The organism is Acidovorax sp. GW821-FHT10E04, assembly GCF_059415185.1.
The window spans coordinates 190,979-212,721 of the sequence record NZ_JBWKMT010000005.1 but is presented as its reverse complement, the minus strand read 5'-3'; the positions used below and the strand labels follow the sequence as shown (position 1 = coordinate 212,721).

At 68.8% G+C, this 21,743-nt stretch carries 19 protein-coding genes; 13 read left to right on the top strand and 6 right to left on the bottom strand.

The annotated features are described in order from the left end of the window. Positions 1-52: 52 nt before the first annotated feature. A complete protein-coding gene (locus tag AC07OC_RS17225) occupies positions 53-730 on the top strand; it encodes a hypothetical protein (RefSeq protein ID WP_218296164.1) in 678 nt (225 codons plus the stop codon). Positions 731-808: 78 nt separating this feature from the next. Here the strand turns inward: AC07OC_RS17225 and AC07OC_RS17220 are convergent, their stop codons facing one another. After that, the gene (locus AC07OC_RS17220; protein WP_218296165.1) at positions 809-1,180 is read right to left on the bottom strand and encodes a YciI family protein; all 372 of its coding nucleotides are present in this window, start codon (positions 1,178-1,180) and stop codon (positions 809-811) included. Positions 1,181-1,305: 125 nt separating this feature from the next. Between AC07OC_RS17220 and AC07OC_RS17215 the strand changes: the two genes are divergently transcribed. Next, a complete protein-coding gene (locus tag AC07OC_RS17215; RefSeq protein WP_218339769.1) occupies positions 1,306-2,379 on the top strand; it encodes a hypothetical protein in 1,074 nt (357 codons plus the stop codon). Between the two features lie 40 nt (positions 2,380-2,419). On the opposite strand, the gene AC07OC_RS17210 is transcribed toward AC07OC_RS17215, so the two are convergent. Next, positions 2,420-3,652 (bottom strand): helix-turn-helix transcriptional regulator, encoded by a 1,233-nt coding sequence (locus AC07OC_RS17210; RefSeq protein WP_255594772.1) that lies wholly within the window; start codon positions 3,650-3,652, stop codon positions 2,420-2,422. A 282-nt stretch (positions 3,653-3,934) separates the two neighbouring features. On the opposite strand from AC07OC_RS17210, the gene AC07OC_RS17205 reads away from it, so the two are divergent. Next, positions 3,935-6,820 carry an IPTL-CTERM sorting domain-containing protein gene (locus tag AC07OC_RS17205; RefSeq protein WP_494601811.1) on the top strand — a complete coding sequence of 962 codons (2,886 nt, stop codon included), beginning with the start codon at positions 3,935-3,937 and terminating at the stop codon, positions 6,818-6,820. Between the two features lie 57 nt (positions 6,821-6,877). Further along, on the top strand, positions 6,878-9,235 hold the full coding sequence (locus AC07OC_RS17200; protein WP_494601809.1) for a glycosyl hydrolase family 18 protein: 2,358 nt from the start codon (positions 6,878-6,880) through the stop codon (positions 9,233-9,235). Positions 9,236-9,403: 168 nt separating this feature from the next. Here the strand turns inward: AC07OC_RS17200 and AC07OC_RS17195 are convergent, their stop codons facing one another. Together AC07OC_RS17195 and AC07OC_RS17190 are read right to left on the bottom strand one after the other, a co-directional pair. Continuing rightward, a complete protein-coding gene (locus AC07OC_RS17195) occupies positions 9,404-9,979 on the bottom strand; it encodes an IPTL-CTERM sorting domain-containing protein (RefSeq protein WP_492253894.1) in 576 nt (191 codons plus the stop codon). Further along, a complete protein-coding gene (locus AC07OC_RS17190) occupies positions 9,976-10,179 on the bottom strand; it encodes a hypothetical protein (protein ID WP_494601807.1) in 204 nt (67 codons plus the stop codon). Before AC07OC_RS17190 ends, AC07OC_RS17195 begins: the two co-directional genes overlap by 4 nt. A 108-nt stretch (positions 10,180-10,287) precedes the next feature. On the opposite strand from AC07OC_RS17190, the gene AC07OC_RS17185 reads away from it, so the two are divergent. The 8 genes from AC07OC_RS17185 to maiA all read left to right on the top strand — a co-directional run bounded on the left by AC07OC_RS17185 (position 10,288) and on the right by maiA (position 17,331). Beyond that, entirely contained in the window at positions 10,288-11,550 is a 1,263-nt protein-coding gene (locus AC07OC_RS17185; RefSeq protein ID WP_494601805.1) for an aromatic ring-hydroxylating dioxygenase subunit alpha, read from the top strand. A 2-nt stretch (positions 11,551-11,552) separates the two neighbouring features. Continuing rightward, on the top strand, positions 11,553-12,026 hold the full coding sequence (locus tag AC07OC_RS17180) for an aromatic-ring-hydroxylating dioxygenase subunit beta (protein ID WP_056417184.1): 474 nt from the start codon (positions 11,553-11,555) through the stop codon (positions 12,024-12,026). 9 nt (positions 12,027-12,035) lie between these two features. Continuing rightward, a complete protein-coding gene (locus tag AC07OC_RS17175) occupies positions 12,036-12,350 on the top strand; it encodes a non-heme iron oxygenase ferredoxin subunit (protein ID WP_492806882.1) in 315 nt (104 codons plus the stop codon). A gap of 27 nt (positions 12,351-12,377) precedes the next feature. After that, positions 12,378-13,655, top strand: a complete 1,278-nt coding sequence (locus AC07OC_RS17170) for an NAD(P)/FAD-dependent oxidoreductase (protein ID WP_494601801.1) — start codon at positions 12,378-12,380, stop codon at positions 13,653-13,655. Positions 13,656-13,727: 72 nt separating this feature from the next. After that, on the top strand, positions 13,728-14,435 hold the full coding sequence (locus AC07OC_RS17165) for a fumarylacetoacetate hydrolase family protein (protein ID WP_218339774.1): 708 nt from the start codon (positions 13,728-13,730) through the stop codon (positions 14,433-14,435). A gap of 31 nt (positions 14,436-14,466) precedes the next feature. Next, a complete protein-coding gene (locus tag AC07OC_RS17160) occupies positions 14,467-15,591 on the top strand; it encodes a cupin domain-containing protein (RefSeq protein ID WP_494601799.1) in 1,125 nt (374 codons plus the stop codon). Positions 15,592-15,688: 97 nt separating this feature from the next. Then, entirely contained in the window at positions 15,689-16,690 is a 1,002-nt protein-coding gene (locus AC07OC_RS17155) for a Bug family tripartite tricarboxylate transporter substrate binding protein (RefSeq protein ID WP_494601797.1), read from the top strand. Between the two features lie 2 nt (positions 16,691-16,692). After that, complete coding sequence (maiA, locus tag AC07OC_RS17150; protein WP_218296177.1) at positions 16,693-17,331, top strand: maleylacetoacetate isomerase; 639 nt, start codon at positions 16,693-16,695, stop codon at positions 17,329-17,331. 3 nt (positions 17,332-17,334) lie between these two features. On the opposite strand, the gene AC07OC_RS17145 is transcribed toward maiA, so the two are convergent. Continuing rightward, a complete protein-coding gene (locus tag AC07OC_RS17145) occupies positions 17,335-18,321 on the bottom strand; it encodes a 2Fe-2S iron-sulfur cluster-binding protein (protein WP_218339778.1) in 987 nt (328 codons plus the stop codon). Between the two features lie 97 nt (positions 18,322-18,418). Here AC07OC_RS17145 and AC07OC_RS17140 point away from each other — a divergent pair, with 97 nt between their 5' ends. Then, complete coding sequence (locus tag AC07OC_RS17140) at positions 18,419-19,348, top strand: LysR family transcriptional regulator (RefSeq protein WP_218296179.1); 930 nt, start codon at positions 18,419-18,421, stop codon at positions 19,346-19,348. Between the two features lie 157 nt (positions 19,349-19,505). Here the strand turns inward: AC07OC_RS17140 and fusA are convergent, their stop codons facing one another. Then, the gene (gene fusA, locus AC07OC_RS17135) at positions 19,506-21,539 is read right to left on the bottom strand and encodes an elongation factor G (RefSeq protein WP_218339779.1); all 2,034 of its coding nucleotides are present in this window, start codon (positions 21,537-21,539) and stop codon (positions 19,506-19,508) included. Between the last annotated feature and the right edge of the window lie 204 nt (positions 21,540-21,743).

Here is a 21,743-nt window from a genome sequence, read left to right as displayed (position 1 = left end):
GCTGGCGCCGCGGGCCATCACACCCGCCCGCCATCCAGCCCGAGGAACCTCCATGCGCCATCTCCGCAACCACCGCAGCAGGCTCGCCACCGCCTTCCTGGCCTGCGCCATCGGCCTCCCGGGCGCCGCCCAGGCCGCGCCCTTCGCCACGACCTACACCGGGACCATCTCGACCACCGACTTCCCCGAGATCATCAGCGGCCAGAGCTACAGCGTCACCTTCGTGTTCGACAACGGGGGCAACTCCGCCTCCAACCAGGCATGGACCGGGGCGCACCTGAGGTGCACCTTCTGGCGCATGAACGACGCGCGCAACGTGGGCTTCGTGCAGGACCTTGCCATCTCCGCGCCCACGCTGGCCTTGGGCAGCGCCACCACCGATGGCGCCGGCGTGCTGACCGGCATGTTCACCGAGATCAATGGCGACCCGGCGGGCGCATCGTTCAGCAGCACGGGCATCACGCACACCGTGCCGGCGCACTGGTTCGCCAACGGCATCAACAACGTGTTCTCCGATGCCGCCCAGAACCGCAGCGTGCACGACGCTTCGGGGGGCGTGCAGACGCAGCAGCTTTCACGCTGGAGCCCGCCACAGCCCTTCAACAGCCCCTGTACGCCGGCCCTTCTGGCGCCCAGCGCCACGCCGGTGCCCGCGCTGGGCAGCACGGGGTGGGTGCTGCTGTCCGCGTTGCTGGCGGGCCTGGGAGTGCTGCGCCGCCGCAGGGCATGAGGCGCGGCAGAAGGCACCGCATGCCGGGTCTTAGTGGGGAGAGCCCCCGAAGCACCCTGGCGACAGGCGCCCGGGCCCTCACCGGGCCAGGTAGAAATCCATGGGGATGAGCTCGATGGCCCATCCGCCCTCTTCGCCCAGCGTGGCCGCCGGGTGCATGGAGGCGATGCGCAGCGCCTCCTCACGGCTGTCCGCCTCGATGATGAAGAGGCCGCCGACCACTTCCTTCGACTCCGTGTACGGCCCGTCACTGACGTGCGTCTTGCCGCCGAGCGGGCGAAGCGTTGCCCAGTTGTCCAGGTCGCCAAGCGACGCGGACACCAGGACCTTGCCGGTAGCGCGCATCTTCTCGTCCAGCGGGGGGCACTGGCGCACCAGCGCCTGGACGTCGTCCGGCGCCATCGCGGCGAATTTTTCGGGGGTGAAGTAGGCGAGGCCGAGGTATTTCATACGGAGGTGCTTTGAGGGTGGTGATGCACTGACGACGAAGCTGACGGTCGCAAATCGACCATGTGCAGAAAAAAAGTGCGGGATCCCATAATGCCCCCTTCCCGACTTGCATTCCCCCTCACCCCATGAATTCGCGGCCATCCTCCCCAGCCCTCACGGCCGCATCCCGGCAGCGGTTGTGGCAGGAGCTGGACATGCTCTGCGGCCTGGGCCTCGGCCTCGCGCCCGTGGCCCCCGAGGTGTGCGCCGTGCTGCGCATGCTGGTGGGTGCCGATGCGGCGGCCCTGTTCTGGATGGACGGGCAGGGCCTGCCGGAAGGCTTCCACCACGAGGATTCCCCTGCATCGGCGCAAGACCTGTTCCTCAACGAGTTCCAGCAACTGTTCGTGGGCCCCCACGAAACCAATGTGCTCGCCCTCGCCCGGCCCGATGGTCCGCGCGTCGGCAGGCTGATGGCGCCGGATGCCCGCTATTTCCGCTCCAACTCCTACAACCTCCTCGTGCGCGCCAGCGGCCACCACCACACGCTGGACCTGCGGGTGGAAGCGCAAGGCCGCACCCGTGCCATTGCCGCGCTGTTCCGCGCCCCAGGCAAGGGCTTCGGCGACGCAGAGGCCGCGCTGCTGGAGCGCGCATCGGCCAGCCTCGCGCGGGCCTTCCCGCACACGCCCCCTGCCCGCCCCTGGGACACCGGCCTGAACAGCCCGGTGGGCCATGTGCTGTTCGACGCGGCCAACCAGCAGCCGCAGCTCGCCGACACCACCGCCATCCAGTTGCTGCGGCAAGCCAATCTTCTCGGGCTGGGCGTGCACGGCACGGCGGCAACGGCGGTACTGCACGATCTCCCCCGGCGCCTGGGCAAGCCCCCGCAGGGCGCCGAGCGCATTCCCATGCCGGGTGGCTGGCTGGCGGCCGACGCCCATACCCTGCACCCCGTGGCGGGCGGGGCACAACAACTCTTGGTCACCCTGCAGCTGCTGCGCCCGCGCGGCATCGGCGTGGTGCGCCGCGTGTTCGAACTGCCGCTGAGCCCGCTGCAGCGGGAAATTGCCCTGCTGGCCGGCCTGGGCCATGCACGCACGGACTGCACCGAGCGCACGGGCGTGGGCAGCGCCGCGCTGAAGAAGCACTTGCGCACCATTTTTGCAGCCACCGGCACCAGCGGCTGGGACGACCTGGGCCACACCCTGCGCACCTGACTCCACGCCCCCCGGGGCGGCACATGTCCCGCTTCGCCATTCAGGGCGCTGTGGTCCGCGCCCCCGCTGCCACCGCCCCATCGGCGGCCTGCCCCGGCGCCAGCAGCATGAGCCGCGCCCCCAGCGCCACCAGGTCCTGCTGGCGCTGGGTGCGGGTCTTGAGCAGAAGGGTGCTCATCTGCGTGCGCACGGTGCGGATGCGCACGCCGCGCGCGTCGGCAAAGTCTTGCGGGGTCTGGCCGCGCATCAGCGCCAGCAGCAGGGCGCCCTCGGCCGGGCTCAGCCGGTAGGCCTGGCACACCAGGGCAGCGGCGGCCGCCGCGTCCAGCGTGCGCTCCATCAGCACCCAGGCCACGCCGGGGGCCGCGTGGTTCAGGCCCAGCGCCGCCAGATCGCCCACGGCCAGCGAGACCAGCAGCAGCCCGCCCGGCAACTCGGCGCAGCCGCTTTCACCATGCAGTGACTGCGTGAACAGCGCGCCCAGCGCAGCGTCCGCCTGCCGCACATTGGCAATGCCCGTGAGCAGCTTGCGCAGGCTGCCGTGCCCGGGGCTCGCGGCAAGGTGCCGCGCGCGGGCGTTGGCGTGCAGCAGGCGCCCGCCCGTGCCGAAGAACAGCATGCCCATGGGCAGGCGCTCCATCAGTGCCTCCAGCCCCTGCGTGCGCGTGCGCAGGGACAACATCTCGCGGTGCAGGAAGGCGGCGTGTTGCAAGGCGCCGAACTCCGCATGGAAGCGCCGTGCCTGCTCGGCCGTGAAGCCCTCGTCGTCGCGCAGGCGATAGACCGACGCGAACAGGTGGCCCCCCGGGTGCCGCGCATTCCACCCGCCGCCGAACATGCGCGTGCCGATGTCGTGCGGGCGCAGGAAGTCGTTGTAGAACGCCGTCTGCCGAAAGCGCCGTGCCGCAGGGGCGGGCGCATCCGTCACCACCGAGATGCCGCCCGGACCGGCCTGGGCGTAGCCCGCCATGGCGGCATCCCACAGCGGGTCCTGCTCGCGGTACAGCGCGGCGTAGCGCAGCGTGGCCTCGGCCGTCACGCCCCGGCCCACCAGCGCGGGCGCGCCCTCGGCCGAGGGGGTGTGCAGCCAGTAGCCCGGGTCCGGGTGTTCGGCAAAGCGCGGGCCCCATTGCGCCAGTTGCTCCGGCCCGCTGGCCAGCACGAACCAGCCTATCTGGTCCGCGCCCAGGCTGGTGGCATAGCCGTGCAGCGCCTCGCCCCAGCGCGCCTCGTCGGCCACGGTGCCCAGCAGTTCGGTCAATGCGTGATGCAAGCGTGTTTCCTTTTTTCTCATCGCCGGGCCGCCCCAGGCTCAAAAGCCGCTCACTGGGGGCTGCGCCCCACGCGCGGCGGGAAAGCGTGGGGCCACGCCTATCCCGGCGGCGCCGATTGTGCGGGGCCGCCGCGGCGCGCGCCATTCCCCCTCGGGATACCCCACGCCACTTGCGCGACGATTTGCCAACAAATGCACGTGCATCGGTCAGGTGACCGATAGGCAGAAAGCACGGGCGTTCCAAGAATCGCGGGCTTCTGCTTGCTCTCAGGAGACCCCCCAATGACCACCCCCGCATGGGCCGACACGGCCCGTCGCGTTCTGCACGCCGCCGCGCTGTGCCTGGGCGTTGCCAGCACCGCGCACGCCGCGGGCTGGCAGGCTGCCGGCAGCTTCACCGGCGCGCGCTACCAGCACACCGCCACACAATTGGCCGATGGCCGCGTGCTCCTCGCCGGGGGGCGCGGCGGCGGCGTGCTGGCCAGCACGCAGCTTTACGACACCGCCACGGGCCGCTGGACCAGCGGCCCCGCCCTGCCCGGCCCGCGCGCGGGCCACACGGCCACGCCGCTCCTGGACGGCACGGTGCTGATCGCGGGCGGAGAGGGCGGCACCGGCGCATCGGTGCGCGAGGCCGCCACCTTCGACCCGCAGGCCGGCGCCGTCAGCGCCACCGCCGGTACCATGGCGCTGCGCCGTCGCCAGCACACCGCCACGCTGCTGCCCGACGGCCGCGTGCTCGTGGCCGGTGGCCGGGGCACCGCCGGGCAAGACGGCCTGCAGTCCGCCGAAATCTACGACCCCGCCACCCGCACCTGGGACAGCACCGGCTCCATGCCCGGCATGGGCGCGCGCCAGCACACGGCCACGCTGCTCGCCGACGGCCGCGTGCTCGTGGCGGGCGGCATCGACAACGGCGACAGCGTCACCAACACCGCCGCACTCTGGAGCCCCGCCACCGGCACCTGGACCGCCGCCGCGCCGCTGCCGGCGCGCCGCGTGAACCACACGGCCACCCTGCTGCCCGATGGCCGCGTGTTCGTGGCCGGCGGCAACGACGGCGGCGGCGCGCTGGGCGACACCCTGCTGTACGACCCCTCCGCCAACACCTGGACGGCCAGCGGCGCCCTGCAGGTTGCGCGCACCCAGCACAGCGCCGCGCTGCTGCCCGACGGGCGCGTGCTGCTGGCGGGCGGCGCGGACGACGCCGGTGGCACGCCCATGGCGGCGGTGGAAATCTTCAGCCCCGCTGCGGGCCTGAGCAGCGTCTATGCCCCCATGGCGCAGGCACGCGGCCAGCACAGCGCGCTGCTGCTGCACACCGGCGAGGTTCTGGTGGCGGGCGGCGAGGGCGCGGGGGGCGGCGCGTTGGCGAACGTCGAACTATTGCAGCTCAACACCCTGGCCGCGCGCCACACCGCAAGCCTGGCCGCGGCGCGCCAGCTCCACACCGCCTCACGGGTGTCGAGCAATGGCGAGGTGCTGATCGCAGGCGGCACCGTGGGCAACAGCAGCACGGTCAGCAATACCGCGCTGCGCTACAGCCCCAGCATCGCGCAGTGGAGCAGTACCACGGCCATGCACGATGCCCGTGTCGAACACACGCAAACCCTGCTGCCCAATGACCGCTTTGTGCTCGTGGCGGGCGGCTACAACGGCTCCGTCGCCCTGGACAGCGCCGAAATTTACGATGCCAACACGGCGAGCTGGACGCGCACCTCGCCCCTGCTGCGCCCCCGCGCCGCCCACGCCGCCACCGTACTACCCAGTGGCGACGTGCTCATCGCGGGCGGCACGGGCTACGGCGCCGCCAGCAGCGCAGAGGTCTATCGCGCTGCCACCCTCCAATGGCAGGCCACGGGAGACATGATCCAGCCCCGCGACCGGCATCACGCCGCTACACGGCTGCCCGATGGCCGCGTCCTGGTGACCGGGGGCCGCAACGCAGGTAGCATCCATAGCAGCGCCGAGTTGTACACCCCCGCCACCGGCACCTGGGCGCCCGCCTCCGCGATGACTCACATGCGCGCCGGGCACGCCGCCACGCTGCTGCCGGATGGGCGTGTGCTGGTGGCTGGCGGCAGTGGCAGTACCGCGGCCTCGGGCACCAGCGCTGAAATCTTCGATCCCGCCACCAACACCTGGCAGGCCACGGGCAACCTGCTGACGGGCCGTGTCTATCACCGCGCCGCTGCACTGCCCAATGGCCGCGTGCTCGTCACCGGCGGCTCGAGCACCACGGCCCCCTTCGGCCCCGTCGCCAGCGCCGAGCTGTACGACCCTGCCACCGGCACTTGGCAGGCCGTGGACGCCATGCCGCAGGCGCGCACCGACCACACCGCCACCTTGCTGGCCAACGGCGAAGTGCTCATCACCGGTGGCATCAACGCCGGCGGCCCCATCGCCACCGCCTTGCTTTACGGCAACCCCAGCGCCGTGGCGGATGCCCGTCGCCCCCGCATCACGTCCTACCCGGGCCGGATGTCCCGCAGTGACACGCCAGAGTTGTCGGGTCTGCGCATGGTAGGCGCCGTCGAAGCCAGCAGCGGCGGCACCGGCCAATCGGCCACGCAAGTGCCGCTGGTGCGCCTTCAAGGCGAAGACGGCGGCGCCGTGGTGTGGCTGCCCATCGCACGCACCCGCCCCAATGGCGGCAGCGAAACCGTCATCGTCACCGGCCTTCTGCCAGCGAGCATGGCGCCCGGCCTGTATCGCGCCACGGTGTTCGTCAACGGTCTGGCGTCCGATTCGGTGCCCATCGAAGTGATGCCGGCAGGCGCACCCAACGCCCCCACCAACGTGACCGCCACGCCCGGCAACGCGCAGGTCACCGTGCGCTGGCAGGCGCCCGTGGGCGGCACCGCGCCCACGTCGTACACCGTCACCGCCCAGCCCGGCGGCGCCAGTTGCACCGTGCAGCACCCCGCCACCACCTGCACCGTGACGGGCCTCACCAACGGCGTCACCTACACCTTCACCGTCACGGCCAACAACACGGGCGGCAGCGCATCGGCCCCGCCCACGGGCGGCGTGGCGCCCGCGCCCGGGCCGGTGGTCGATCCGGGCGGCGCGCAGGCCATTCCCACCTTGAGCGAATGGGGCGTGCTGCTGCTCGCCGCGCTGATGCTGCTGGCCGGCCTGCGCGCACGCCGATTTGTTGTTGTTTAACTATCAAAAAGAGAGCTGCCAGCGCTTTACAGAAAAGCGCTGGCGGCCAGGAACACCATGAAAAACCTTACCTTCCACCCCTGGATCCCACGCGCCCTGGCCGCCTCGCTGCTGCTGGCCGGCACCCAGGCCTTCGCGCTGGAATGCGCTCCCGGCCAATGGCTGGCGGAGTACTTTCCCAACACCAAGCTGGCGGGCGCTGCCGTGCTGGAGCGCTGCGAGAGCGGCCCCATCGACTACTACTGGATGACCGACAGCCCGGCCCCCCGGCTGCCGGTGGACAGCTTCTCCGCGCGCTGGACCGCAAGCCTGCCGTTCGCCGCGGGCGCCGCCAGGTTCACGACATACACCGACGACGGCGTGCGCGTGTTCGTGGATGGCAAGCGCATCATCAACAACTGGACCGTGCACGGCATCACGATGGACACGGCGTCCGTGCGCCTGTCCGAGGGGCGCCACACCGTGCGCATGGAGTACTTCGAGGCGGGCGGCGAAGGACTCGCGCAGCTCTTCATCGACGGCACGGCGCCGAACACGCCACCGCCCCAGCCTCCACGCATCCAGGCTTTCACGGCCCAGCCCGACGTGATCGAGGCGGGCAACAGCAGCATCCTCTCGTGGAGCACGGAGAACGCCACGGCCTGTACCGCCACGGGGGGCTGGAGCGGAGAACAGGCAGGCACCGGCGGCACCAGCGTGCGGCCCACCGTCACCACCACCTACGGACTGAGCTGCCGCAACGCGGCTGGCGCCACCACGGCCGCATCGGCCACGGTGACCGTGCGCAAGGCACAGCAGCCCCCCACCATCGGCAGTTTCAGTGCCACGCCCGCACGCATCATGGCGGGCCAGAGTACCCAGCTGGCCTGGCAGGCCCACAACGCGACCACCTGCACGGCATCGGGCGGCTGGAGCGGGCCGCGCGCGGCCGAGGGCAACGAACTGGTGAGCCCCGCAGCAAACGCGGCGTACACGCTGACCTGCACCAACACCGCGGGCCAAAGCGTGGCCGCCACCACCCAGGTGGCGGTGGAGGCCACCAATCCGCTGCCACCCGTGGGCGGCGTGACGGCCGCCAGGACCAGCCGCGGGGTGAACGTGGGATGGAACCCCGCCGCCCAGAGCGGCAAATGGGTCAACGGCTACTACGCGGGCTGGTTCTGGGAAACCTACCCGCCCGAAGCCGTGGACATGGGCACCATGACGCACTTCGTCTTCGGCCGCTATGCGCCCGCGCTCGGTTCACTGCCCGGCGGCCGGGCGGGCGACCTGCTGGAGGGCGCCGGCTCGGGTCATCTGGCCAACGTGGAGGACGCGCTGATCGCCAAGGCCCACGCCGCGGGCGTCAAGGCGGTGATGATGGTGGGCGGAGACAGCGACGGGCCCGGTTTTGTTGCCGCCACCGCCAATGCCACGGTGCGCGCGCGCTTCATCAAGAACATCCTCGACAAGGCGGTGCAGAAAAACTACGACGGCGTGGACATCGACTGGGAAGAGAACCTCGACACGGTGGCTACCCGCGCCCAGGCCCTGGCGCTGCTGCGCGAGCTGCGCGCCGCCTCGGCGCTGCGTGCCCGCTACCAGGCGCCGAACGCGCCGCTGGAGCTGAGCTGGCCCGGCTTCTGGGTCAACAAGAACGACCCCGACATCACGCCCTGGCACGCGGAGGTGGCCGCCGCAGTCGATCGTTTCAACCTGATGACCTACAGCATGGCCGGCGACTGGGGCTGGCAGTCGTGGCACCACTCGCCGCTGTCCGGTGCGGGCGATCTGTACCCGACCTCGATTGAATCGACGGTGCAGGCCTATCTGGACATGGGCATCGCGCGCTCCAAGCTGGGCATCGGCATCGGCCTGTACGGTGCGTACTACAACCATCCCGTCACCGGTCCGCGCCAGAGCATGGACGGCATGCAAGGCTGGATGAACAACGGCGACTGGGAGAACAACTACCAGCGCCTGGTGAACGACAACGCCTTCAACCGCGCGGGCGCCACGTACCACTGGGACGACGTGGCCAAGCAAGGCTACATGACCTACTCGCCACCCTGGAACCGCGGCACGAACACGCCGGTCACCTACCTGAGCTTCGAAGACGAGCGCTCCATCGCCGAGAAGGGCAAATGGGTGCGCGAGCAGGGCCTGGGCGGAACACTGGTGTGGACCATCAACTATGGCTACCTGCCGCAGTCGAACAGCAATCCGCAGATGCAGGCCGTCAAGCAGGCCTTCATCGCGGACAGCGCCACGCGCTACCGCGTCTACCGCGACGGCGTGGCGATTGCCACGGTGACCGGCTCGGGCTACACCGACGTCGCGCCGCCGCTCGGCAGCCACTACTACCAGGTCAGCGTGCTGGATGCCGCGGGCAACGAGGGGCCACTGTCCGCACCCGTGACGGTGCAGCTCCCCTGACGGCCGACAGCGAAGCGGGCGCACTCAGCGAGGGCAAGGGCGCCTGAGCGGCGCAAGGGGCCAGGGCTCGCCGTCCACGAAGCCAGCCCCGCCTTGGCCGGTGACAGTGCGCTGGCGCACGCCGCACGCAAGATTCTGGAATCGGGGCTGCGGCCCAGCCTCCGAACCTCAGGCTGCGTACGCCCGCAGCCTGAGGGCGCCCGCCATGGCCAGTGCGGCAGCAAGGAACATCACCATCCATTCGGACAAGGTTGGCACAGGGGCGGGAACACTGGCCGCCATCACGGTGAGCGTTCCCGATGCGGCGGCGCCAGGCGGGGCATTGCTGGACGTGACTGGCGACGTCGTGTTGACGTGCGCGCCGATGACTGTCCCCCGAACACTCACGGTAATCGTGCAGGACTGGCCTCCGGCAAGCACGTTCGATCTGCTGGAAAAGGTCTCCGCGCCGGGGTTGATGGAGAACATGCCTCCCCCCGTCGCGAGCGTGCTGCATGTGCCGCCCGTTTGGGTGATGAGATCGATCCCCGCCGGCATGGTGTCACTGAATTGAACGTTGTTGAGCGCCACGGCAACGTTTGGATTCGTCACCGTGATCGTCGCGATGGAATTGCCGTTGGGCGCGACCACTGACGGGTTGAAGCTCTTGGCGATGACCGGTGCGACTTGCGCCGATGCGGTTGCTGCAAAGAGCGCACTGAAAAACAAAGCCGTGACGGCAAGACGCGGCGACTGGTGGTTCATTGCACTCTTTCTGGGTTGTGTGGGTGATTATTGACCGCCGCGGCGCAGCAGCGCGCCGACACACGCGGTGGGAGCAGCTCCATGCGACCCGCGCCTGGCCCGGACACCGTCATGCTGCGCCGCCCTTGTTCACCTTCCACCCACAACAAGGCCCCCAGGCCGCGCTCGAGAGCAATATTCATATCGGTGATGTGAAACATCACGCGTGTTCCATTGACTGATATAGCTTGGCGGCGAATGATCCGTCCCCAGGCGCTGGAATGCAGCCCGCATCGGAACCACCGACCAGCACCACAAAGGAGACGCCCATGCATGAATGCCCCGTCACCGTCTTTCCCCGGCAGATCCGCTGGGAGACGGACGGTACCAGCCGCATCCCGTTCCAGGCCTACACCGACGAAGACCTGTACCGCAAAGAACTCGACCGGCTGTTCTACAACGGCCACTGGTGCTACGTGGGCCTGGAAGCCGAGATCCCCAACGCGGGCGATTTCAAGCGCACCGTCATCGGCGAACGCTCCGTGCTGCTGGTGCGTGACAAGGATGCTTCGATCCATGTGGTGGAAAACGTCTGCGCGCACCGCGGCATGGCGTTCTGCCGCGAGCGGCACGGCAACCGCGACAGCCTGACCTGCCCCTACCACCAGTGGAACTACACCTTGTCGGGCGACCTGCAGGGCGTGCCGTTCCGGCGCGGCGTCAAGCAGGATGGCAAGGTCAATGGCGGCATGCCGGCGGACTTCAATCCTGCCGAGCATGGCCTGACCAAGCTCAAGGTCGCCACGCGCGGTGGCGTCGTGTTCGCATCATTCGACCATGGCGTGGAGCCGCTGGAGGACTTCCTGGGGCCCGCGATCCTGGGCTACTTCGACCGTCTGTTCGACGGCCGCAAGCTCACGATCCTGGGCTACAACCGCCAGCGGATTCCGGGCAACTGGAAGCTGATGCAGGAGAACATCAAGGACCCCTACCACCCAGGCCTGCTGCACACCTGGTTCGTCACCTTCGGTCTCTGGCGCGCCGACAACAAGTCCCAGCTGCTGATGGACGCGCAGCATCGCCATGCGGCCATGGTGTCCACCCGCGGCGCGGCCGGCAAGGCGGCCGACGTGACCCAGGTGTCCAGCTTCAAGGTGGGCATGGAACTGAACGACCCGCGCTTTCTCGACATCGTGCACGAAGACTGGTGGGGTGCGCCGACGGCCGTGATGATGACCGTGTTTCCGAGCGTCATCTTCCAGCAGCAGGTCAACAGCGTGTCCACACGCCACATCCAGCCGGACGGCCAGGGCGCCTTCGATTTCGTCTGGACGCATTTCGGCTTCGAAGACGACAGCGAAGAGATGACGCAGCGCCGCCTGCGCCAGGCCAACCTCTTCGGCCCGGCGGGCTTTGTGTCGGCCGACGATGGCGAAGTCATCGAGTGGTCGCAGGAAGGCTTCGAGACCAAGCCCGCGCACCGCACGTTGGCCGAACTCGGTGGCCGGGAGGTCGGCGACACGGACCACATGGTCACGGAGACGCTGATCCGCGGCATGTACGAATACTGGCGCAAGGTGATGGAGGCGTGACCATGGAGTTCCAGACCTACTACGAACTGACGCAACTCTATGCCCGCTACGCAAGTGCACTCGACGCCGCCGATTGGGATGCCTGGCCGGAGTTCTTCATCGACGACTGCAGCTACAAGCTGCAGCCGCGCGAGAACCACGAACGCGGTTTTCCACTCGCCACGCTGGCTTTCGACAGCAAGGGCATGCTGAAGGACCGCGTCTATGGCATCCGCGAGACGCTGTTCCACGACCCCTACTACCAGCGCCACGTGGTGGGTGCGCCGCTCGTCCACCAGGTCGGTGCCGATGGCCGCATCCACAGCGAGGCCAACTACGCGGTACTGCGCACGCGCCTGTCCAAGGAGTCCACCGTTTTCAACGTGGGCCGCACGCTCGATGAGGTGGTGCGCACGCCCGAGGGCCTGAAGTTCGCTTCGCGCCTGGTCATCTACGACAGCGAGATGATCCCCAATTCGCTGATCTACCCCATCTGAGGAACTGCCATGACCACGAACTGGATTGACGCCGCCGCGCGGGACGACGTGCCGCAGGATGACGTGATGGGCCTGGCCGTTGCAGGACGGGACATCGCACTGTATGGCGTGGACGGCGAGGTCTTCGCCACCGACAACGTCTGCACCCACGGCCATGCACGGCTGTGCGACGGCTTCCTGGACGGGCACGAGATCGAGTGCCCGCTGCACCAGGGCAAGTTCGATGTGCGCTCCGGCCTGCCCACCTGCGCGCCGGTGACCGAGCCCCTGCGCAGCTACCCCGTCAAGATCGAAGGCGGCCGCGTCTGGCTGGCCTTCGACTGAGCGCCACCGCCCTCACAAGGAAAGCCCATGACTGCCAAGCGACCAGAGGTTGCGGCCGCCGCATTGCCGGATGAAGGCGCGGCCGCCCGCCCGATCCATACCATCGTGATCGTCGGCACCGGCCAGGCCGGTGGCTGGGCCGCGCAGACGCTGCGCAGCGAAGGCTTCACAGGCCGCATCGTGCTGATCGGTGACGAGGTCCACCCGCCGCACGAGCGGCCACCGCTGTCCAAGGCGGTGTTGTCTGGCGCCGCACAGCCCGAGACGACGCGCCTGATGAAGCCCGAGGCCTTCGACGCCCTGGGTGCGCAATGGCGGCCCGGGGTGCAGGCGCGCCGCATTGACCGCGCCGCCAGGCAGGTGCTGCTGTCCGATGGCGAAGCGGTGCCCTACGACAAGCTCATCCTGTGCACCGGAGGGCGGGCCCGCCGACTCGCGGTGCCCGGGGCCGACCAGGTGCCGCTGCACACGCTGCGCACCATCGAAGATGCGATGGCGCTGGCGCCCGCGCTTATGCCCGGCCGTCGCGTGGTGGTGGTGGGCGGCGGCTGGATCGGTCTGGAGGTGGCGGCCACGGCACGCCAGCGGGGCGCTGACGTCGTGGTCGTCGAGACGCAGGGCCGCCTGTGCGAACGCACCGTACCGGCCGCGATATCGGAGTACCTGCTGGCGCTGCATCACTCTCAGGGAACCCGCGTTGTGCTGGGCGCTGGAGTCCTAGGCTTTGCGCGCGCGGCGGATGGCCGCTCGGAAGTGCGGCTCGCTGATGGCAGCGTGCTCGCGGCCGACACCATCGTGCTGGGCATCGGCCTGGTGCCCAACGACGAACTGGCGCGCGAGGCGGGCCTGGCCTGCGAAGGCGGCGTGCTGGTCGATGCCCGGTGCCGCACGTCCGACCCCGACATCCTGGCCGCTGGCGACGTGGCCGTGGCTCTCAACCCCTGGGCCGGGCGCAGGCTGCGGCTCGAGTCGTGGCAGAACGCGCAGGACCAGGGCATCGCTGCCGCGCGCTCGGCCCTGGGCCACGCGGTGGACTACCAGCCGCTGCCCTGGTTCTGGTCCGACCAGTACGGCATGAATCTGCAGATCTACGGCGTACCGACGCCCGCGCACCGTGTGGTGCAGCGCGGCGACCAGGCCAGCGGCGGCTTCGTGCTGTTCTACCTGGCCGGCGACGTGGTCCAGGCCGCCATCGGCCCCAATGCAGCGCGCGACCTGCGCTTCGCGCGCCGGCTGATCGAGCAGCGCAGGCCCGTCGATACCGAACGCCTGGCGGACCTGGGCACGCCGATGTCCAAGCTGTGAATCAGGCGCCCGTTGCTTACTGCCCAAGGTCTGAACCCACCCCACCACCACGTTCAAAAAAGGGAAACACCGATGACCTCCACCACCTATCTCTGGACTCCACCGCCGGTCTATGCGCTGCCGGTGCGTGGCCGAAGCGAGCGCCTGCCCATCCAGCGGCTGTTTTTTGTCGGCCGCAACTACCACGCGCATGCGGTCGAGATGGGGCGCCCGGTCGACAAGTCGGTCGAGGTGCCGTTCTACTTCACCAAGGCACCGTCCACACTGGTCGAGTCCGGTGCCACCGTGGCCTACCCGCCGGGCACCCAGGACTACCACCACGAAATGGAACTGGTGGTGGCCATCGGCGCGCCCGGCTTTCGCGTGCCCGAGGCCGAGGCACCGAGCCTCATCTATGGCTATGCCTGCGGCCTGGACATGACGCGCCGCGACCTGCAGCTCGTGGCGCGCGAGAAAGGCCGGCCCTGGGACCTGGGCAAGGACGTGGAGCAGTCCTCCGTGGTCTCGGAGATCGTGCCGATGCAGCAGGCCGTCCTGAGCCAGGGCGAGCTGGCGATGTCGGTCAACGGGAAGGTACGCCAGAAGTCCGACCTGTCCAAGCTGATCTGGAACATCCCCGAGCTGATCGCCGACCTGTCCAGGTTCTACCACCTGCTGCCCGGCGACCTGATCTTCACCGGCACGCCCGAAGGCGTGGGCCCGGTGCAGCCAGGTGACCGCATCGACGGCCAGATCGACGGCGTGGGCAGCATCGTGCTCCACGTCGGCCCTGCGGAGTGACACAACGATGAATCAAGGAGACAAACCCACCATGACCACCGACCTGACGCCTTCCCCCGTGCGGCTGCATGCCGTGGCGGGGCGGGGCCAGCCCGACCCCACGCCCGCGCTGGAGGAGCTCTACCGAGGCTTCGAGCAGGAACTGCTGGTGCCGCTCTGGACCGAGATCGGCGACCTGATGCCCCGGCAACCCCAATCCAAGGCCGTGCCACACCTGTGGCGCTGGGACCGGCTGAAGGCACTGGCCGCGCAGGCCGGCGAGATCGTGCCCGTGGGCCGCGGTGGCGAGCGCCGCGCGATCGCGCTGGCCAACCCGGCGCTGGGCGGCAGTCCTTTCGCCACGCCCACGCTGTGGGCCGCCATCCAGTACCTGATGCCGGGTGAAGATGCTCCCGAGCATCGGCACACGCAGCACGCCTTCCGCTTCGTGGTGGAGGGCGAGGGCGTCTGGACGGTGGTCAATGGCGATGCGGTGCGCATGTCGCGCGGCGACTTCCTGCCGCAGGCAGGGTGGAACTGGCACGCCCACCACAACGCCGCCACCGAGCCCATGGCCTGGATCGATGGCCTGGACATTCCGTTCTCGTACTACACCGAGAGCCAGTTCTTCGAGGTCGGGCGCGAGCGGATTTCGCCCGCCGAGCGCACCACGGCGGAGCGTTCGTACTCCGAAAGGCTCTGGGGCCACCCCGGCTTGCGCCCCGTCTCGATGCCGGGAGCGCAGCCCGCCACCCCGCTCCTGGCCTACCGCTGGGTGGACACCGACCGCGCGCTGGCCGATCAGCTCGCCCTGGAGGCCGAAGGCCAGGCCGGCACGCTGAGCCCGGGGCATGCGGCGGTGCGCTTTACCAACCCTGCTACCGGCGGCGATGTGCTGCCGACGATGCGCACCGAGATGCACCGCGTGCGCGCGGGCGGCGCGACGCGCGTCCATCGCGAGGTGGGCTCGTCCGTGTTCCAGGTGTTCGACGGCAGTGGCTCCGTGACCGTGGGAGAGCGCACTTGGCACGTGGCGCGTGGCGACTTGTTCGTGGTGCCATCGTGGCAGCCGTTCTCGGCCCAGGCATCCGCCTCGGGTGCGCTCGACCTTTTCCGTTTCAGCGACGCGCCGATTTTCGAGGCGCTGCACGCCCACCGCGCCCAGACCACCGGTTGAGCCGGAGGCCTCCGGCCCGCATGCCGCGCTTGCCCACCCCACTGATCAGCCACGAAACAACAGGCCGATTCCGGCCCAATGACAAGGAGACATAGCCATGATCACAGCCATCCGTACTTCCATTTCCCGCACGGCCGCTGCGCTTTGCGCCTGGGCCCTGCTGACCGCCGCGGGCCTGCCCGGCGCAGCGGCGCAGACATACCCCGCCAAGCCCGTGCGGTCCGTCGCGCCGTATTCCCCGGGCAGCGGTCCGGACGCGGTGATGCGCATCCTCAGCGAGAGGTTGTCGCGCCACTGGGGCCAGCAACTGGTCATCGACAACAAGCCGGGCGCCAACGGTTTCATCGCCATTGGCGACGCCAAACGCGCAGCGCCTGACGGCTACACCGTGCTGCAGGTGGACAACACGCACATGGCCCTGCAGCCGCATGTGTTCAAGCAACTGCCCTACGACCCGCTGAAGGACTTCGAGCCGGTGGCACCGGTGTACTTCACCAACTTCTTCGTGGTGGTGGCGGCCAATTCGCCGTGGAAAGACATGGGAGACCTGATCAAGGCAGCCAAGGCGGCACCCGGCGAGATCACCTATGGATCATGGGGCATCGGCAGCGTGGCCCATGTCGGCGCGGCAATGCTCGAAGCCGCGACCGATACGAAGATGATGCACGTGCCCTACAAGGACATGGGGAACGTCTACACCTCCGTCGCCACCGGTGACATCAAGTGGGCGTTCGGCACGGCGGCGACGGCCGGACCGATGTACCAGGCCAAGAAGGTGAAGTTCCTGGCGCTCGCCGCACCCAAGCGTCTGGCGGGCTTCACCGATATCCCGACCGTCGGCGAGGCGGGCGGGCCGGCGGGGTTCGAGGTGAAGACCTGGGTGGGTTTGTTCGCTCCTGTCGGCACACCGAAGGCGTCGATCGAGAAGATCAATACCGATGTGGGCAAGGTGCTCGCGACCGCCGAGGTCAGGGAACGCCTGGCGACGTTCGGATTCGAGCCCTACATTGGCCCGCCGAGCGAGCTGCTCCGCGCCATCGAACGCGATTCGCGCACGTTCGGTGATGTCGTCAAGCGCGCCAAGATCGCTCTGGACTGATCATGAAGCTCTACACCTTCTTCCGCAGTGGAACGTCCCACCGCCTGCGCATCGCGCTGAACCTGAAAGGCCTTTCGTACGAGCAGGTCGCGGTCGATCTGCGGCGCGAGGAGCATCTGGCGCAGGCCTTCAAGGCGATCAATCCACAGCAGTTCGTGCCGGTCCTGGAGACGGACGACCGCCTGATGACCCAGTCGCCGGCGATCATCGAATGGCTCGAAGAGCGCCATCCGAGTCCGCCGCTGCTCCCCACCGATGCCGCAGAGCGTGCCCAGGTGCGCGCACTCGCGGCCATCGTGGGCTGCGATATCCACCCGGTCAACAACCGGCGCATCCTGGAAGCCTTGCGCCACCGTTTTGGCGCGGACGAGGCAGCCGTGAACGACTGGTGCGGCACCTGGATCGGCGCGGGCTTCGACGCCATCGAAACACTGCTCGCGAGCGACCGGCGGCGTGGCGACTTCTGCTTTGGCAAGCACCCTACGCTGGCCGATGTCTACCTGGTGCCGCAGGTGGAGAGCGCGCGCCGCTTCAAGGTCGACCTGGCGCGCTGGCCGCGGGTGCAGGCGGTGGACCTGGCCTGCGGGCAACTGGACGCATTCCGGCAAGCCGCGCCCAGTGCGCAGCCCGATGCGGGCTGAACCTCAGTCGCCCTGCATGTAAAAGGCCTCGGCATGGATGTGGGCCGGCTCCATGCCCTTGCCCAGCGCCACCAGCGTGGTCGTCTCCACCATCGGCGGTGAGCCGCACAGATACGCATGCCAGCCGCGCAGGCTGGCGTGGTCCTGTTCGATGGCCTGGGTCACCAGCCCGCGCCGCTGCGCCGCAGGGTCCGCGCCCGAGGCCACCACCACATGCACCTGCAGCGCAGGATGTGCGTGGCGCAGCTGGTCCAGCCAGGTGAGGCCGTACAGCTCGCGTGGCGAGCGCACCCCGAAGTACAGGTGAATGGGGTTGCGCATGCCGGCGGCCACGGCGCCACGCACCACCGAAAGCACAGGTGCCAGCCCCGTACCTCCCGCCACGCACAGTATCGGCCCGGTGTGCTGCTGGCGCAGATAGGCTGCACCCAACGGCCCGCTGACCTTGACGGCATCCCCTGCCTTCAGTTGATCCGCGATGTAGCCGCTGACCCGGCCCCTGGGCATCAGCTGCACGTGGAACTCCAGCAGCTCTTCGCCCGGCAAGCTCGCCATGGAATAAGGACGCACGTGGGCCGGCGTGAAAGCGATCTGCGCGTACTGGCCCGGTGAGAATGCGATCGGCTTGCTAACCTTGAGCAGCAGGCGCCGGATGTCGACCGCCAATGGCTCGATGGCCGCGACAGTGGCCTTGGCCACACGCGCCCGGTGCACCACGGCCTCCTCGGGCGCCGGCACTTCGATCGTGCAGGCCTCGGTCACATAGGTCTGGCAGGCCAGCACGGCACCGTCCATGCCGTCCAGCGGGCGCTGCTGCTCACGCCCCCCATCGAACACCTCGCCATCGAGCACCCGGCAGCGGCAGATACCGCAGCGGCCGGAGAGGCAGGAGTAGGACATCGGAACCTGCGCCGCGCGCAGGGCGTCGAGCAGATTCACGCCCGGTGCGGCACGGATCACGCGGTTAAGCGGCTGAACAAGAATGTCCATGGCGGGCGGGCTGCGAGATCATTCATGCGATTGTGCATAAGAATCATCGGCTGCAATACCATTGCCGCTTCATATCACCCGCACTGATGGAGTGGCGATGGAGTTATCTGACATCGATCTGAACCTGCTGGTCTTGTTTCAGCAACTCATGGTCGAGCGGCGCGTGTCCAAGGTGGCCGACAACATGGGCCTCACCCAGCCTGCCGTCAGCAATGCGCTGGCCAAGCTGCGCCGAATCTTCGGCGACGAGTTGTTCCTGCGCACGTCGGGCGGCATGGTGCCCACGCCCTTTGCCGAACAACTCGGCGAACCGGTCGGATACGCGCTGGGCATGATCCACAGTGGACTGAACCAGCGCATGCAGTTCACGCCGGCCACGCTCAAGCGCACCATCACCATCGGCATGACGGACATTGGAGAGATCGTCTTCCTTCCAGCGCTGCTGGAGCGCCTGGGGCGGGAAGCGCCCGGTGTGACGCTGAATACCGTGCGCAACAACGCGACCAATCTGCGCGACGATATGGAGTCTGGCAAGGTGGACCTGGCCATCGGCCTGCTGCCCCAGCTCAAGGCGGGCTTCTTCCAGCGGCGGCTGTTTCGCCAGCGCTATGTGTGCCTGTTCCGCAAGGGCCACACGCTGGACCGGCCGAAGCTGCTGCTCGCCGACTACAAGGCGGCGGAGCACCTGGTGATCGTCGCCGCGGGCACGGGGCATGGCAAAGTCGACGAGTTGATCCAGAAGGCCGGCATCGACCGCCTTGTGCGGCTGAGCGTGCCGCACTTTGTCAGTGTGGGCCACATCCTGCAAGGCACGGCGCTGGTGGCGACGGTGCCCGAGCTCCTGGCACTCAAGCTGGTCGAGCCCTTCGGGCTGACATTGCGCACGCACCCGGTCAAGTTGCCCGAGGCGCCGATCAGTGTGTTCTGGCATGCCAAGGTGCATCGCGAACCAGTGAACCAGTGGCTGCGTGGCATGGTGTTCGAGTTGTTCGGCGGCGATCGCGCTGATGGCAGCGGGTCGCCGTGACCGCCGACAGTCTGGGGCCGTCCGCCAGCTCGCTCCTGAACCGACGCCGCCATCCAGGCTCCCATCGCAGACAAAAAAAGGGGCGCAGACATCCGTCCACGCCCCTCCCGTCTTGCGCTGCCAGGCCATCGATTCCGGCCTATCGCGCTGATTCAATTCACGGCACCAACGCAGCCATCTCCCCCGCAGGCACCACCCCATAGTGGTCCAGCTGCATCGAGTACTGCGCGCGGCCCGAAGACAAGGCGCGCAGGCTGCCGATGTAGCCGAACATCTCTTTCAGCGGTACCTCGGCCTCGACCGTGGCGGCGTTGCCGCGCTGGCCCTGGCCGCGCACGATGCCGCGACGGCGGTTCAGGTCGCCAATGCTGTCGCCCAGGTACTCGGCCGGGGTGATGACCTCCACGGCCATCACGGGCTCCAGCACCTGGGGTGCCGCTTTCGCAAAACCTTCGCGGAAGGCGGCCATGGCCGCCAGCTCGAAGGCCAGCGTGGACGAGTCGCGCTCGTGGAAGCTGCCGTCCACCAGCGTGGCCGCGAAGTCCACGGCGGGGAAGCCGGCCACCACGCCCGTGAGGGCGGCGCGGCGGATGCCGGCCTCCACCCCAGGGATGAACTCGCGCGGCACGGCGCCGCCCACGATGCGGTTGTCAAAGCGGATGCCTTCGCCCCTTGGCAGGGGTTCGAGCAGCAACCTCACCTCGGCGAACTGGCCGGGGCCGCCCGATTGCTTCTTGTGCACATGGTGTACCTCCACACTCTTCGAAATGGTTTCACGGTAGGCCACCTGGGGGCGGCCGACCGACACGTTGACGCCGTGGCGTGCGCGCAGCTTCTCGATCGAGACCTCGAGCTGCAGCTCGCCCATGCCGGACAGAATGGTCTGGCCGGATTCGGCATCGTGCTGCAGGCGCAGGCTCGGGTCTTCGCGCAGCAGGGACTGCAGGGCCTTGGACAGGCCTTGCTGGTCCGCGCTCGCCTTGGGCTCGATGGCCACATGGATCACCGGCTCGGGCACGCTGATCTGCTCCAGCACCACGGGGTGGGCCGGGTCGCTCAGCGTGTGCCCCGTCAGCGTGTCCTTGAGGCCCACGACGGCGGCGATGTCGCCCGCCACCAGCTCGTCGCGCTCGATGTGCTTGTCGGCATGCACTTCGTACAGGCGCGACACGCGCTCGGTCTTGCCCGTGCTGGTGTTGAGCACCACGTCGCCCCGGCCCAGACGGCCGCTGTACACGCGCACGAACACCTTGGCGCCGTGGTCGTCGGTGACGACCTTGAACGCCAGGGCCTTGAACGGGTCCGCAGCGGTCTCGCCGCCTTCGCGCACGATGTCGTCCGGAGAGGGCAAGTAGTCCACCACGGCGTCGAGCAAAGGCTCCACGCCGCGGTTCTTGAAGGCCGAGCCGGCCAGCGCGGGCACGAAGGCGCCGGCCAGCACGCCCTTGCGGATGGCGGCACGCAGCACATCCACAGCGATCTCTTCGCCGTTCACGTAGGCCTGCAGCGCGGCTTCGTCCTGCTCCACGGCGGCCTCTACCAGGCGGGCGCGTGCGCGCACGGCTTGCTCGAGCAGCTCGGCGGGCACGTCGGCTTCGCGGTAGGGCGCACTCGCGTCGTCCTTGTCCCAGATGCGGGCGCGCAGGCTCAGCAAGTCCACCACGCCGCGGAAGTCGCCTTCCGCGCCGATGGGGATCTGCAGCGGCACCACGCGCACGCCCAGGCGCTCTTCCATCATGGCCACCACGCGGTGGAAGTCGGCGCCCACGCGGTCGAGCTTGTTGATGAAGGCGATGCGCGGCACGCGGTACTTGTCGGCTAGGCGCCAGTTGGTCTCGGTCTGCGGCTCCACACCGGCCACGCCGTCGAACACGACGACCGCACCGTCGAGCACGCGCAGCGAGCGGTTCACCTCGATGTTGAAATCGATGTGGCCGGGCGTGTCGATCAGGTTGAGCTGCGTGCCCTTCCAGTGCACGGTGACGGCCGCGCTGTTGATGGTGATGCCGCGCTGTTGCTCCTGCGGATCGAAGTCCATGTGCGCCGTGCCGTCGTGCACTTCGCCGATGCGATGGCTCTCGCCCGTGTAGAACAGGATGCGTTCGGTGGTCGTGGTCTTGCCCGCGTCGACGTGGGCGATGACGCCGAGGTTGCGCAGATGGGCATTGCTGGTGTTGCGTGAATTTCTCATGGCGAATCTTTCAATCTCTTGCGGCTGCGCCCGGCTCTGCGAGCAGCTGCCGCCTGGTTGGCTATCTGCCAGCCCAGGCGAGATGGATTCGCCTTCAGGCTAGCGTTGAATGGGTGTTGTGCTGTCGCCGAAGCCCGGGCGCACGGAACTCAAGCTCCGGCGGCCGGGAATCGTGGCAATCAACTTGTCGTAGGTACGCATAGA